The sequence below is a fragment of the Streptomyces sp. NPDC001744 genome, from assembly GCF_042892575.1.
Taxonomy (GTDB): domain Bacteria; phylum Actinomycetota; class Actinomycetes; order Streptomycetales; family Streptomycetaceae; genus Streptomyces.
Window position 1 is genome coordinate 175,025 of record NZ_JBIAUG010000009.1, and the last position, 14,378, is coordinate 189,402.

General features: G+C 71.5%; 10 protein-coding genes. 8 read left to right on the plus strand and 2 right to left on the minus strand.

Annotated features, from left to right (window positions below; all coding sequences use genetic code 11):
* Nucleotides 1-9: 9 nt before the first annotated feature.
* A complete protein-coding gene (locus ACFYZY_RS13795) occupies nucleotides 10-945 on the minus strand; it encodes a hypothetical protein (RefSeq protein ID WP_388693114.1) in 936 nt (311 codons plus the stop codon).
* Nucleotides 946-1,083: 138 nt separating this feature from the next.
* On the opposite strand from ACFYZY_RS13795, the gene ACFYZY_RS13800 reads away from it, so the two are divergent.
* The gene (locus ACFYZY_RS13800) at nucleotides 1,084-3,705 is read left to right on the plus strand and encodes a valine--tRNA ligase (protein ID WP_388693115.1); all 2,622 of its coding nucleotides are present in this window, start codon (nucleotides 1,084-1,086) and stop codon (nucleotides 3,703-3,705) included.
* A gap of 88 nt (nucleotides 3,706-3,793) precedes the next feature.
* Here the strand turns inward: ACFYZY_RS13800 and ACFYZY_RS13805 are convergent, their stop codons facing one another.
* Nucleotides 3,794-6,379, minus strand: a complete 2,586-nt coding sequence (locus tag ACFYZY_RS13805; RefSeq protein WP_388693117.1) for a YfhO family protein — start codon at nucleotides 6,377-6,379, stop codon at nucleotides 3,794-3,796.
* Between the two features lie 208 nt (nucleotides 6,380-6,587).
* Between ACFYZY_RS13805 and ACFYZY_RS13810 the strand changes: the two genes are divergently transcribed.
* From ACFYZY_RS13810 to mrdA, 7 genes are all read left to right on the plus strand, one after another.
* Nucleotides 6,588-8,174: a bifunctional folylpolyglutamate synthase/dihydrofolate synthase gene (locus ACFYZY_RS13810; RefSeq protein WP_388693119.1), complete on the plus strand. Its 1,587-nt coding sequence runs from the start codon at nucleotides 6,588-6,590 to the stop codon at nucleotides 8,172-8,174.
* Between the two features lie 5 nt (nucleotides 8,175-8,179).
* Nucleotides 8,180-8,545: a DUF4233 domain-containing protein gene (locus ACFYZY_RS13815; RefSeq protein ID WP_388693121.1), complete on the plus strand. Its 366-nt coding sequence runs from the start codon at nucleotides 8,180-8,182 to the stop codon at nucleotides 8,543-8,545.
* A gap of 65 nt (nucleotides 8,546-8,610) precedes the next feature.
* A complete protein-coding gene (ndk, locus tag ACFYZY_RS13820) occupies nucleotides 8,611-9,024 on the plus strand; it encodes a nucleoside-diphosphate kinase (protein ID WP_388693123.1) in 414 nt (137 codons plus the stop codon).
* A 269-nt stretch (nucleotides 9,025-9,293) separates the two neighbouring features.
* Nucleotides 9,294-10,313 carry a rod shape-determining protein gene (locus tag ACFYZY_RS13825; protein ID WP_388693124.1) on the plus strand — a complete coding sequence of 340 codons (1,020 nt, stop codon included), beginning with the start codon at nucleotides 9,294-9,296 and terminating at the stop codon, nucleotides 10,311-10,313.
* 191 nt (nucleotides 10,314-10,504) lie between these two features.
* The gene (mreC, locus tag ACFYZY_RS13830) at nucleotides 10,505-11,491 is read left to right on the plus strand and encodes a rod shape-determining protein MreC (protein WP_388693126.1); all 987 of its coding nucleotides are present in this window, start codon (nucleotides 10,505-10,507) and stop codon (nucleotides 11,489-11,491) included.
* The gene (mreD, locus tag ACFYZY_RS13835) at nucleotides 11,488-12,150 is read left to right on the plus strand and encodes a rod shape-determining protein MreD (protein ID WP_388693128.1); all 663 of its coding nucleotides are present in this window, start codon (nucleotides 11,488-11,490) and stop codon (nucleotides 12,148-12,150) included. The genes mreC and mreD overlap by 4 nt, the downstream gene beginning before the upstream one ends.
* A 19-nt stretch (nucleotides 12,151-12,169) precedes the next feature.
* The gene (gene mrdA, locus ACFYZY_RS13840; protein ID WP_388693130.1) at nucleotides 12,170-14,377 is read left to right on the plus strand and encodes a penicillin-binding protein 2; all 2,208 of its coding nucleotides are present in this window, start codon (nucleotides 12,170-12,172) and stop codon (nucleotides 14,375-14,377) included.
* Nucleotide 14,378 lies beyond the last annotated feature (1 nt).

Below are 14,378 nucleotides of genomic sequence, written 5' to 3' on the forward strand. Positions count from 1 at the left end.
TACGGCGCGTCAGAGCTTGACGCGCACCTCCTTGCGGAGACCGGCGGCGATCGTGGCGGTCCCGTCCACGGTGCCCGCCTTTCCGGCCATCAGCTCGGCGAGGTTGAAGTGCATCACGTAGCCGATGGTGCTGTGGTCGCCCCAGACGCACACGGGCATGACCACTTCCTTCGGGCCGGCGCCCCCGGCTTCGGAGTCCGGCTTGTACTGCATCTCCTGGCACTTCATCACGGCGCCGTCGAGGCCCGCGGGCGTGACCGCCCTGGGGGTGCCGAGGACCTGGCCCTTGCCCTGCTCCTTCTCGGCCTTGGCCTTGAAGGCGGCGAAGACGTTGTCCACGACCTTCTCGGGATCGTCGATCTGGCCGTACGTACCGCCGAACGCCAGCATCTTGCCGGCGAGCGGGTTGACCTTGTTCTCGGCCCGCCACGAGCCGCCGACGTCCTGGGGGTTCTTGACCCCGAGCGCCGCCGAGTCCGCGAGGGGGTCGTCGTCCGACTTCTTGTCCTTGTCGGGCGCCTTCTTGTACTCGGTGAGCACCGTCTCCGGGGTGACCAGCTTGTGCGGGCCGTCGTCCGCGACGGACGAGCCGCCACCGCCGAGCACGAAGTACGCGCCCACGGCGATCGCCGCGACCACGGCCACCGCGCCGACGACCAGACCCGCCCTGGACTTCTTCGGGGCGGGCGGGGGCGGCGGGTAACCGCCGGGGCCCTGGGGGCCGCCGTACTGCGGCTGCTGGCCGTACGGGCCGGGCTGGGGCGGGTAACCGTACGGGGGCTGCTGCGGCGGGACGCCCTGCGGAGCCTGCTGGGGGTACCCGTAGCCCGGCTGGGCGCCGTACGGCCCCGGCTGCGGCTGCTGGCCGTACGGGCCCGGCTGGCCGTAGGGCCCGGGCTGCTGGGGCGGCTGGCCGCCGTACGGTCCCGGCTGGTTGTAGCTCATCGACAGGTTCCCCTCACAGGATGTTTATGCCTGTCCGACATCCTGGCGGAACGATCGGACACCCGGTGCGGCGGGGGCCACACCGTTACCGAACAATCGAGTTTCGGGACACCGCCGCGTCCCCCCTAAACTGACCCCGTGACCGAGAACACTCAGCAGCAGACAGCGCCCACCACCGAACTGCCGACCCAGTACGCGCCGGCCGAGGTAGAGGGGCCGCTGTACGAGCGCTGGGTGGAGCGCGGGTACTTCGAGGCGGACGCGAAGAGCGAGAAGCCGGCGTACACCATCGTCATCCCGCCGCCGAACGTCACCGGCTCGCTCCACCTGGGCCACGCCTTCGAGCACACGCTGATCGACGCCCTCACCCGCCGCAAGCGGATGCAGGGCTTCGAGACGCTGTGGCAGCCCGGCATGGACCACGCCGGCATCGCCACCCAGAACGTCGTCGAGCGCGAACTCGCCAAGGAGGGCAAGTCCCGGCACGACCTGGGCCGTGAGGCCTTCGTCGAGCGGGTCTGGGAGTGGAAGGCCGAGTCCGGCGGCCAGATCGCCGGCCAGATGCGGCGCCTCGGCGAGGGCCTGGCCTGGAGCCGGGACCGCTTCACCATGGACGAGGGTCTGTCCCGGGCCGTCCAGACGGTCTTCAAGAAGATGTTCGACGACGGGCTGATCTACCGCGCCGAGCGCATCATCAACTGGTGCCCGCGCTGTCTGACGGCCATCTCGGACATCGAGGTCGACTACCAGGACGACGACGGCGAACTCGTCTCCATGAAGTACGGCGAGGGCGAGGACGCCATCGTCGTCGCCACGACCCGCGCGGAGACGATGCTCGGCGACACCGCCGTCGCCGTCCACCCCGACGACGAGCGCTACAAGCACCTGGTCGGCAGGCGGATCAAGCTGCCGCTGACCGACCGTACGATCCCGGTCGTCGCCGACGCCCACGTCGACCCCGAGTTCGGCACCGGCGCCGTCAAGGTGACCCCGGCGCACGACCCGAACGACTTCGCCATCGGCCAGCGCCACGGCCTCGAATCCATCGAGGTCCTCGACGAGCGCGGCGTGATCACCGCCCACGGCCCCTTCCAGGGCCTGGACCGCTTCGAGGCCCGCTCCGCGATCGTCGCCGCCCTGCGCGCCGAGGGCCGGATCGTCGCCGAGAAGCGCCCGTACGTCCATTCGGTGGGCCACTGCTCGCGGTGCAAGACGACGCTGGAGCCGCGTCTCTCCCTGCAGTGGTGGGTCAAGGTCGAGACGCTGGCCAAGGCGGCCGGCGACGCGGTCCGCGACGGGCGGGTCGACATCCACCCGGCCGAGATGTCGCAGCGCTACTTCGACTGGGTCGACAACCTCAACGACTGGTGCATCTCCCGCCAGCTGTGGTGGGGCCACCGCATCCCCGTCTGGCACGGCCCGGACGGCGAACTGGTCTGCGTCGGCCCGGACGAGGAGCCGCCCACCGGCGAGGGCTGGACGCAGGACACCGACGTCCTCGACACGTGGTTCTCGTCCGGCCTGTGGCCGTTCTCCACGCTCGGCTGGCCGGAGCGGACGCCGGACCTGGAGAAGTTCTATCCGAACTCCGTCCTGGTCACCGGCTACGACCTGATGTTCTTCTGGGTCGCCCGGATGATGATGTTCGGCCTGTACGCGATGGACGGTCAGCCGCCGTTCCGCACGATCGCCTTCCACGGCATGGTCCGCGACGAGTTCGGCAAGAAGATGTCGAAGTCGTTCGGGAACACGGTCAACCCGCTGGACTGGATGGACAAGTACGGCTCCGACGCCCTGCGCTTCACCCTGGCCAAGGGCGCCAACCCGGGCGTCGACGTCCCGATCGGCGAGGACTGGGTCCAGGCGTCCCGGAACTTCGCCAACAAGATCTGGAACGCCACCCGCTTCGCGATGATGAACGGCGCGACCGTCGAGGGCGAGCTGCCCGCTCCCGAGAAACTGTCGGCGGCGGACCGCTGGATCCTCTCGCGGCTGAACAAGGTCGTCGCCGAGGCGGACGCGTACTACGACGACTACCAGTTCGCGAAGCTCGCGGACGCCCTCTACCACTTCGCGTGGGACGAGGTCTTCGACTGGTACGTCGAGCTGTCGAAGACGACGTTCTTCGCCGGCGGCGAGCAGGCCCGGGTCTCGGCCCGCGTCCTGGGCGAGGTCCTGGACGTCATGCTGCGGTTGCTGCACCCGATCGTCCCCTTCGTCACCGACACCCTGTGGACCACCCTCACCGGCGGCGAGTCCCTCGTCGTCGCGGAGTGGCCGGCCGACTCCGGGTTCCGCGACGAGGCCGCCGAGCAGGAGATCGGGCTGGTCCAGCGGGTCGTCACCGAGGTCCGCAGGTTCCGCTCCGACCAGGGCCTCCAGCCCGGCCAGAAGGTTCCGGCCCGGGTCGACGTGACCGGCACCGCGCTCGCCCCGCACGAGGCGGCCATCCGCCAGATCCTGCGCCTCCAGCCGGAGGGCGAGGGCTTCTCCGCCACCGCCTCCCTGCCGGTCGCCGGGGCCACGGTCGCGCTCGACCTGTCGGGCACGATCGACGTGGAGGCGGAGCGCAAGCGCCTCACGAAGGACCTCGCGGCGGCCGAGAAGGAGAAGGCGCAGGCCAACGGCAAGCTCGGCAACGAGGCGTTCCTGGCGAAGGCGCCCGACAACGTGGTCGAGAAGATCCGCACCCGCCTGGCCAAGGCGGACGAGGACATCGCCCGCATCCAGGCCCAGCTGGCGAACCTGCCGCAGGCCTGACGGCCCGGCACGGCACGACGAAGAAGGCTCCCGCCCCGGTTTCCCGGGGCGGGAGCCTTCTTCGTCGTGGCCGGTCCGCCGGCTCGGGTCAGGCCCGGCGGCGCCGGACGGCCCCGGCGACCAGCACCCCGGCGAGGGCCAGGACGCCCGCGCCGGTGCCCGCGAGACCCGCCTTCAGGCCCGGCGGGGTGTACGAGCAGGCGATGCGGTCGGCGCCCGCTCCGAGCGGGACGCCGAGCAGGCCCCGGTGGGAGACCGGCGGGCGCGACGCGCCGCCGTCCACGGAGCAGGACCAGCCCTGGATGGCGGGCGTCGCCACGACGGCGGTCCCGGTGGAGCCCTTCGGCAGCTCCGCCTCGACGGAGTGGCCGCCGACGTCCAGCCGCGTGGGGCCCCCGGCGCGCAGGGACCGCACGACGTCCTGGAACTTCTTCGGGTTCATGCAGCCGACGGCGTCGTACGGCAGCACCTGGTTCGGCCGTGACGCGCCGATCGCGAACCGCAGCTTTCCGTCCGCCGGGACCGTGCCCAGCGGATTCACCGGGCTCACGACGACCGGCGGCCGGCCGCTGTTGCTCATGGGCTTGGCGCCGGCGGCCACGGACAGGCCGGAGAGGGCGGGTGCGTAGAGGTACGCCTCGTCGCCCGGGGCGCACCGCGCGGTGAAACCGGACCACGCCTTGCCCGGCAGACGGGGGCTCAGCTGCCAGCCGTCCGAGCCGCGCACGGCCACCGGTCCCTTGTCGTACCGGATCTCGGGCACGGTGTACACCTGTGCGCCCAGCGCCGCCTGGCGGTTCGCCCAGACCGAACCGGCCGGCGCGCCGTACGTCCGGTCGCTGCCGGGGGCACGGAGGCTGACCAGCGGAACGCTGGGGACGGAACGCGCGGCGATCCGGGGGCCGGTCGCCGGCTCCAGGAGGGTGCCCACGCCCATCAGGGCGTTGAGGTAGGGGTCCCGGGGGATCCACAGGTTGCGCCCGCCCATCGCGTAGCCGATGCCCAGCTCGCGCAGGCCGGTGGCGGCCTCCTTGGTGATGTAGCTGCTGTAGTAGCCGCCGCTCTGGACGCCGAGGAGCATGGGGTCGTTGTTGGTGACGTAGAGGGAGGGGGCGACGCCGACGCGGGACTCGGGCCAGTCGTCGTTCTCGACGGCCGCCCGGTGCACGTTCTTGGTCAGCAGGCTCATCGTCGTGGTCGTGTTGAACGAACGGCGGGCCGTGTCGAAGACCACCTGGACGCCGTAGACCGCGTACGCCGTGGTCGCGAGGACCGACAGGGCGAGCGCCGGGACGACGAGGGCCCGGCCCCGGTGGCGCGGGCCGCGGGCGTGGAGCAGGAGCAGCGCCCCGACGACCGCGCCGCCGACCACCGTCCCCCCGAGGGCGTACGAACTGACGGGCTGGGCCGAGTGCGTGAGGAGCACCAGGCCGGCCAGGAGCCCGCCGCCGCCGAGCAGCGCCCGCCGTCCGGGGGAGTGGGCGAGGCAGACCCAGGCGGCCATGACCAGCAGCCCGCTGAGGACGAAGCTCTCCCGGAAGGGCGCGCCGTGGGGAAGCGTGAAGCCCTGCCACACCTTGGCGGTGGGCGCGAAGACGAAGGAGAGGGCCGTCAGGACGATCAGGGTGAGCCAGGCGACGCGTTCCCGGCCCGGGACCCTGGACTGGAACGGCAGGGCGAGCACGAGCAGCAGGACGAGGACGCCGGTGAAGACGTTGGGCGCGGCGGGCTCGGGAACGCTGCCGGGGAGGAAGAGCCCCAGGTAGGTGAGGGGGCCGGTGCTGACGTCGACGACGTAGCTGGTGGTCGGCTGCGACTGTCCGTTGGCCAGGCCGGGGACGATGACGGCGGGCGCGGCGAGCAGGAGTCCGGTGGCGGCCATGCCGGCGGCACGGGCCAGGGCGCGGACCCGGGCGCGCCCGGTGGTGTCGTCCAGGAACAGCCGGAGCAGGAGGAAGAGCACCGCGCCGATGGTGGCCATCGCGGCGCTGTAGAAGTTCGCGAACCAGCACACGGCGAAGGAGACGGTGCCCAGCACCCAGCGGCGTTCCCTCAGGCAGTCGTCGACCGCGATGCAGAACAGCGGCAGCGCGACGAGGCCGGTCATCCACATGGGGACGATGCTCGCGTCCAGCACGGTCCAGCCGCAGACGGCGTAACCGGTGGAGAGCAGGGCGCGCAGCCAGGGGGAGCCGGGGCGCAGGCGGCCGAGGAAGACCGTCATGGCGGCCGCGGCGAGGCCGATGCTGAGGAGGGAGACGAGGAAGACGGGGAAGTCGACGTACTGGCGGGGGAAGAGTCCGGTGATCCAGGACAGCGGGTTGCTCAGGTAGGTGAAGAACTCCGCGAGGAACCCGTTGCCGAAGCCGCTCTGCCAGTTGAACAGCAGGTCGCCCCGGGCCGCCCCGTGCTGGAGGTCCCACAGGTGGGCGTGGAACGGCACGTACTGGTGGCGCAGGTCGTTCATCGCGCGCGTGCTCGGCCCGAAGGGGTACGTGCCGTAGGCGGCCATGCCCACGCAGAAGGCCGTCATGGACAGGATCGCGGCGGACAGCGCCGCCGCCTTCTCGCTGCCGCGCAGACGGTCGGCGATCCGCCGCCCGCCCGCGGTGGAGGCCCTGTCCCGCTGCTCCGGGACGTGCGTGTCCGGAGCAGTGTCTATCGGAGCGGTCATGGTGAAGTGGTCCCGTGGTGGTCGTGTCCGGCCGCCTCACGGGGCCGAAACTCGGATGATTATCATATGGGGGCGCTTCGTGGGGCCCGGTGCCCGAACCGGAGCGGACGGGCGGGGCACGGAGAGCCGCGTGATCCCGCCGCCGTCCCGGAACCACCGAAAGGGGTGGGTCCGCCGTCCCGCCGGAGCGGCTCCGTAGACTGGGCCCGTGAGTGAGCCCCGCGATCCGTCCGACACGCCCGACGAACCGTCCGGCACCCCCGGTGCCCCCGGCACCCCCGACGCCTTCGACGAGATCGTCGACAACGAGGCCCGCCTCCCCCAGGGCCCCGACTCCGCCCGGCCGGGGGAGACCCCCGCCCCCGACCTGGCCGTGATCGAGGCCGGCAGCCGCACCCTGCGCACCCAGGCCGGACCGCCCCAGGGCGATCCCGTGCCGGGCCGCCCCGCGGACCCGGAGCTGGACGCGGCGCTGCGCGAGGTCGAGACCGAGCTGTCCACCCGCTGGGGCGAGACCAAGCTGGAGCCCTCGGTCACCCGGATCGCGGCCCTGATGGACGTCCTGGGCGAGCCGCAGCGCGCGTACCCCTCGATCCACATCACCGGCACCAACGGCAAGACGTCGACGGCCCGCATGATCGAGGCCCTGCTCGGCGCCTTCGAGCTGCGCACCGGGCGCTACACCTCGCCGCACGTGCAGACCATCACCGAGCGCATCAGCCTCGACGGCGCCCCGATCTCCGCCGAGCGGTTCATCGAGACGTACCGGGACGTCCGGCCGTACGTGGACATGGTCGACGCCCGCGAGGAGTACCGGCTCTCCTTCTTCGAGGTCCTCACCGGCATGGCCTACGCGGCCTTCGCCGACGCCCCGGTCGACGTGGCCGTGGTCGAGGTCGGCATGGGGGGCACCTGGGACGCGACCAACGTCATCGACGCCTCCGTCGCCGTCGTCACCCCCATCGACCTCGACCACACCGACCGGCTCGGCGGGACCACCGCCGAGATCGCCGGCGAGAAGTCCGGGATCATCAAGCCGGGCGCGACCGTGATCCTGGCCCAGCAGCCGGTCGACGCGGCGCAGGTCCTGCTGAAGAAGGCCGTCGAGGTGGACGCCACCGTGGCCCGCGAGGGCATGGAGTTCGGCGTCGTCTCCCGCGAGGTCGCGGTCGGCGGCCAGCTCCTCACCCTGCGCGGCCTCGGCGGCGAGTACGACAACGTCTTCCTGCCGCTGCACGGCGCCTACCAGGCGTGCAACGCGGCGGTGGCGCTCGCGGCGGTCGAGGCGTTCTTCGGCATCGGCGCGCAGCAGGCCCGCACCCTGGACGCGGACACGGTCCGGCAGGCGTTCGCGCGGGTGACCTCGCCCGGCCGCCTGGAGATCGTCCGCTCCTCCCCGACGGTGCTCCTGGACGCCGCCCACAACCCGCACGGCGCGCGGGCGACGGCCGAGGGCATCGGGGAGGCGTTCGGCTTCTCCCGGCTCGTCGGCGTGGTCTCCACGAGCGCCGACAAGGACGCCAGGGGCGTCCTGGAGGCGTTCGAGCCGATCTTCGCGGAGGTCGTGATCACCGCGAACTCCCACCCGCGCGCCACCGACGTGGACGCGCTCGCCGCGATCGCGGTCGAGGTCTTCGGGGAGGACCGGGTCGTCGTGGAACCGCGGCTGCCCGACGCCATCGAGACGGCGATCACCCTCGCGGAGGAAGAGGCCGAGTACGGCGGCGCGGGCGTGCTCGTGACCGGTTCGATCTTCACGGTCGGCGACGCCCGGCTGCTGCTCCGAAGGGGCTGAATCCCATGCGTACGCTCTGTTCCTCCACGCTCGTCGGCGAGTTCTTCGTCATCGGCTTCGCCGGGCTCGTCGCCATGAAGGACGACAGCCTGTCGATGTCCGCCGTCTGGTGGGTCTGCGGGGCCGCGATGGTCTTCTCCGTACTGCTGTGCGGGATGGTCACCCGGCCCGGCGGCGTGCAGCTCGGCTGGGCGCTCCAGATCGGCCTGATCGCCAGCGGCTTCGTCGTCCCGGTCATGTTCTTCCTGGGGGCGCTCTTCGCCGTCCTGTGGTGGGCCTCCGTGCACTACGGCCGGAAGGTGGACGGGATCAAGGCCCGCTGGGCCGCGGCGCAGGCCGCCCAGGCCCCGGCGGAGCCTGACGCTGCGTAATCGGGGCACGTGCGGGCCCTGTAGCCTCGGAGACCCGCACACCGCTTTCCCGAAGGAGTTCCCCCGTGAGCCAGCGCACGCTCGTCCTGCTCAAGCCCGACGCCGTCCGACGCGGCCTGGTCGGCGAGATCATCGGCCGCATCGAGCGCAAGGCCGGCTGGACGCTCGCGGCCCTGGAGCTGCGCGAGCTGGACCAGGAGACGCTGGAGCAGCACTACGGCGAGCACAAGGGCAAGCCCTTCTACGAGCCCCTGATGGGCTTCATGTCCTCGGGTCCCGTCGTCGCGCTCGTCGTGGAGGGCGAGCGGGTCGTGGAGGGCGTCCGGCAGCTCGCCGGCCCGACCGACCCGATCGCCGCCGCGCCGGGGTCCATCCGGGGCGACTTCGGCACCATCGTGCGCGAGAACCTCATCCACGCCTCGGACTCCGAGGAGTCGGCGCTCCGCGAGCTGAAGATCTTCTTCCCCGGCCTCGTCTGACCGGACCCGCCCGGCCGGTCTCGTCCGACCGGGCCCGTCCGACCCGGCGTCAGCCTCGCGAGGACGGCCGAACGAACCACCCTGTGGGGCGACCGAAGGAATTTCGGTCGCCCTCAGGCATATGAGCGCGGAACCCGGGAACGGATCGCCGCGTCCTGCCGTCACCTGTACACAGAGGTGGACCACCGCGCGGTATCCGGGCGGGCGGCACTACGATGGAAAACTCCACGCCGCACCACCCTCAGCCATGGGAAATCAAGGGGAACTCAATGTCGTTCATCGGCCGTGACATGGCTGTCGACCTCGGGACCGCCAACACGCTGGTGTACGTCAGGGGTCGGGGCATCGTCCTCAACGAGCCGTCCGTCGTCGCGATCAACACCAACACCGGTGGCATCCTCGCGGTCGGCGCCGAGGCGAAGAAGATGATCGGCCGGACCCCCGGCAACATCGTCGCCGTGCGCCCGCTCAAGGACGGTGTGATCGCCGACTTCGAGATCACCGAGCGGATGCTCCGCTACTTCATCCTCAAGATCCACAAGCGTCGTTACCTGGCCCGTCCCCGGGTCGTCGTCTGCGTGCCCTCCGGCATCACCGGGGTCGAGCGCCGCGCCGTCATCGAGGCGTCGACCCAGGCCGGCGCCCGCCAGGTGCACATCATCGAGGAGCCCATGGCGGCGGCCATCGGCTCGGGCCTCCCCGTCCACGAGGCCACCGGCAACATGGTGGTGGACATCGGCGGCGGCACCACCGAGGTCGCCGTCATCTCCCTCGGCGGAATCGTCACGGCGCAGTCCATCAGGGTCGCCGGCGACGAGCTGGACAACGCGATCATCCAGCACGTCAAGAAGGAGTACTCCCTCCTCCTCGGCGAGCGCACCGCCGAGCAGATCAAGATCACCATCGGTTCGGCCTTCGACCTGGACCAGGACGAGCACACCGAGATCCGCGGCCGCGACCTGGTGTCCGGGCTCCCCAAGACCGTGGTCATCTCCGCCGCCGAGGTCCGCAAGGCCATCGAGGAGCCGGTCAACGCGATCGTGGACGCGGTGAAGACCACCCTCGACAAGTGCCCGCCGGAGCTGTCCGGCGACGTCATGGACCGCGGCATCGTCCTCACCGGCGGCGGCGCCCTGCTGCGCGGCCTGGACGAGCGCCTGCGCCACGAGACCGGCATGCCGATCCACATCGCCGAGGACCCGCTGGACTCGGTGGCGCTCGGCTCCGGCAAGTGCGTGGAGGAGTTCGAGGCCCTCCAGCAGGTCCTCGACGCGCAGCCGCGCCGCTGACGCCGGAACACCACGGCACCGTGCCGGTGCGGTAGAACTGCCGCACCGGCACGGTCGCGGGAACACCCGCACCGGCCCCGCCCACGGACCGGCCCGCCGCACGGGGACGACCGCGTGGCGGAACGGACCACCCCGCGGAACAACCGCACCACGGAACGACCGAACCACGAGGAAAGGCACGGCCGCCGCACGTGAGGGACACACGAGAGAGCCGGCTGCTCCTGGTACTGCTGATCGCCATCGCGTTCGCGCTGATCACGGTGGACATCCGCGGCGGCCGGGAATCACCCGTCGACGGCGCCCGCAGGGCCGCGGCGGCGGTCTTCGGACCGGTCGAGAACGGTGTGGCCGCCGCCGTCGACCCCGTGGGCAACGCCATAGGGGCGGTACGCGACTCCGGCGAGCGGCACACCCGGATCGCGGCCCTGGAGAAGGAGAACGCCGAACTCAAGGCGAGGCTCGGCAGCGACGACCGCAACCGCAGCCGGCTGAACGAGCTCGACACCCTGCTCAAGACCGCCGGCGCCGGCCAGTACGGCATCAAGGGAGCCCAGGTCGTCGCCATAGGAGCGGCCCAGGGCTTCTCCTGGACCGTCACCATCGACGTCGGCGCCCGCGACGGCATCGAGCGGGACATGACCGTGCTCAACGGCGCCGGGCTCGTCGGACGCGTCACCACCGTCGGCCCCTCCACCTCCACGGTCCTCCTCGCCAACGACCCCGACTTCACCGTCGGCACCCGCATGGAGAAGAGCGACGAACTCGGCTTCGCCACCGGCCAGGGCAACAGCCCGCTCGTCGTCCAGCTCCTCAACGGCAAGGCCAAGGTCAAGCCCGGCGACCGGCTCGTCACCTTCGGCTCGAGCGGCGACAAGCCCTTCGTGCCCGGCGTCCCGGTCGGCGAGATCGTCCGCGTCGACCCGGCGGGCGGCGGCCTGACCCGCAACGTCTACGTCCGCCCGTACGCCGGCTTCACCAAGCTCGACATCGTCGGCGTCGTCGTCCAGGCCCCGCGCTCCGACCCGCGCGACGCGGTCCTGCCGCGGAAGCCCGCGCCCGCGCCGACCGTCACCGTCACCGCCTCGCCGCCCCCACCGGACGGACAGCGGGCGGGACAGAAGCCGGACGGGGAGCAGAACCAGGCCCGGAACCAGAACCAGGGGGACGCGACACCGTGAAGATCAACCGCATCCTCCTCTCCGCCGCCCTGATCGTGGTGGCCCTGGTCGTCCAGGTCTCCGTCCTGGCCCGCCTCCAGCTCCCCGGCGCCGTCCCCGACCTCGTCCTGCTCACCGTCGTCGCCCTCGCCCTCGTGTACGGACACGTCACCGGCGCCCTCGCCGGCTTCTCCGCCGGCCTCCTCGCCGACCTCGCCCCGCCCGCCGACCACGCCGTCGGCCGCTACGCCCTCGTGCTCTGCCTCGTCGGCTACCTCGTCGGCCTGGCCCGCCCCGAGAACGGCCGGACGACCTCCGCGGCCGGCCCCATGGCCGTCGTCGCCGCCGCGGCCGTCGGCTCCACGCTCCTCTACGCGGGCGTCGGCGCCCTCGTCGGCGACACCGCCGCCCGCCATGTCGGCCTGGGCTTCCTGCTGTTCACCGCGGTCCTGTACGACCTGCTCCTCGCGCCCTTCGTGGTGCCGCTCCTCATGGCCCTGGCCCGCCGCGCCGACAACGACCCGCTCGCCGACACCGGCGGCGGCACCGACGTCGCCTCCGGCTGGCTCTCCTCCGGAACCGGCCTGCGCATCGGCACCCAGCGCGGCGGCCTGCGGGTGAAGGCCGCGAAGAACCGCGCCTCACGGGCCGGACGCATCAAGGGAGTCAAGCGACTGTGACCGAGGGGGCAACGGCAGCATGAGCAACATCCCCGAGACCGGCCGGACCCCCCGGGTCCGGATCCGGCTCGTCGTCATCCAGATCCTCGTCTTCTCCCTGCTCCTCACCCTGGGGGGACGGCTCTGGTACCTCCAGATCCGCAACGGCAAGGAGTACACGGACGAGGCCAAGAACAACCACGTCCAGCAGGTCGTCCAGCCCGCCGTCCGGGGCTCCATCCTGGACGCCCGCGGCGTCCCGCTCGCCGACAACGAGACCCGGCTCGTGGTCTCCGCGTCCCGCACCGAGCTGATGAAGATGAAGGACGACGGCAAGGCCGTCCTCACCCGGCTCGCCGGCGTCCTCGGGATGAAGCCCCAGGACGTCATCAACAGCATCCGGCTCTGCGACTCCAAGACCCCCAAGCCCTGCTGGAACGGCTCCCCCTACCAGCCGATCCCCGTCACGGACGAGGCCACCACCCAGCAGGCGCTGACGATCCGTGAGAGCGCGGAGGACTTCCCCGGCATCACCGCCGAGCCCACCGCCGTCCGCCGCTATCCGGCGCCCGGCAAGGCCCGCACCGCGCAGGTCCTCGGCTACCTCTCGCCCGTCACCGACGACGAGATCAAGAAGGCCAAGGACACCGACTCGCCGTTCCTCCGCTCCGACCAGATCGGCCGCTCCGGGATCGAGCGCACGTACGACAAGGAGCTGCGCGGCAAGGCCGGCGTCACCCGCTACGAGGTCGACAACCTCGGCCGCGTCATGGGCCAGACCAAGTCCGACCCGGGCGTGGCCGGCTCCACCCTCGTCACCAGCATCGACGCGCGCGTCCAGGCCGTCGCCGAGTACGAGCTCCACGAGGCGATGAAGACCGTCCGCAAGGAGACCGACAAGGTCACCGGCCGCAAGTACGAGGCCGACTCGGGCGCCGTCGTCGTCATGGAGACCAAGACCGGCCGGGTCGTCGCGATGGCCTCCCAGCCCGACTACGACCCCAACGCCTGGGTCGGCGGCATCTCCGCCAAGGACTACGCCACGCTGACCGGCAAGAGCTCCAACTACCCGCTGCTCAACCGGGCCATCCAGGGCCAGGCCCCCGCCGGCTCCATCTTCAAGGTGGTGTCGGCCAGCGCCGCCGTACGGGCCGGGTACGACTTCAACGACAAGTACAACTGCAGCAGCTCCTACAGCATCGGCGGCCGCAGCTTCGCCAACTTCGAGTCCAAGGGGCACGGCCCCATCACCCTCGGCGACGCCCTCAAGTACTCCTGCAACACCGTCTTCTACGCCCTCGGCCACCAGGAGTGGCAGCACGACGGCGGGCTCAAGCCCAAGAAGGACGCGAAGGACTGGTTCTACCGCACCGCCCGCGACTTCGGGCTCGGCGCCGAGACCGGCGTCGACCTGCCGAACGAGGTGACCGGCCGCATCCCCGACCGCCAGTGGAAGCAGAACTTCTGGGCGGCCAACAAGGACGTCTGGTGCAAGCAGGGCAAGAAGGGCGGCACCTACGTCCAGCAGATCGCCTACGAGAGCTGCCTCGAAGGCAACCAGCTGAAGGCGTACGACAGCGTCAACTTCGCCATCGGCCAGGGCGACGTCCTCGTCACCCCCATCCAGATGGCCACCATCTACGCCGCCCTCTCCAACGGCGGCACCCTCTACAACCCCACCGTGGGCAAGGCCGTCATCAGCCCCGACGGCAAGAAGGTCCGCGAGATCGAGCCCACGCCCCACGGCAGGCTCCCGATCAGCGCCCAGACCGTCCGGGACCTCGACAAGGGGCTGCGCTCCGTCGTCGAACCCGGCGGAACCGCCGCCTGGCGGTTCGGCGGCTGGCCCCAGGACAAGATCCCGATGCGGGCCAAGACCGGCACCGCCCAGGTGTACGACAAGCAGACCACCTCCTGGCTGGCCACCTACACCGACGACTTCACCATCGTCATGACGATCTCCCAGGGCGGCACCGGCTCCGGCGCCGCCGGCCCCGCCGTGCGCAACATCTACGACGCCCTCTACGGCCTCGACGACGAGGGCAACCAGGACCTCCGGCGGGCCCTGCTGCCCCACCCGCAGAAGACCCTGCCGAAGATCAACCGCTACGGCACCATCGACGCCCCCGCGGTCAAGCCGTACGATCCGGCGTCGCAGAAGGTCGACCCCGCGAAGAAGGCCGACCCCGCGAAGAAGGGTGACGGACAGCCGCCGCTCGCGGGCCCGCCCCCCGTCTGGAGGGACTGAC

Bases quoted from the DNA above. Each gene is read 5' to 3' on its own strand.
- ACFYZY_RS13795 (WP_388693114.1), bottom strand. From the start codon at position 945: ATGAGCTACAACCAGCCGGGACCGTACGGCGGCCAGCCGCCCCAGCAG.
- ACFYZY_RS13805 (WP_388693117.1), bottom strand. From the start codon at position 6,379: ATGACCGCTCCGATAGACACTGCTCCGGACACGCACGTCCCGGAGCAG.
- ACFYZY_RS13815 (WP_388693121.1), top strand. From the start codon at position 8,180: ATGCGTACGCTCTGTTCCTCCACGCTCGTCGGCGAGTTCTTCGTCATC.
- ACFYZY_RS13825 (WP_388693124.1), top strand. From the start codon at position 9,294: ATGTCGTTCATCGGCCGTGACATGGCTGTCGACCTCGGGACCGCCAAC.
- mrdA (WP_388693130.1), top strand. From the start codon at position 12,170: ATGAGCAACATCCCCGAGACCGGCCGGACCCCCCGGGTCCGGATCCGG.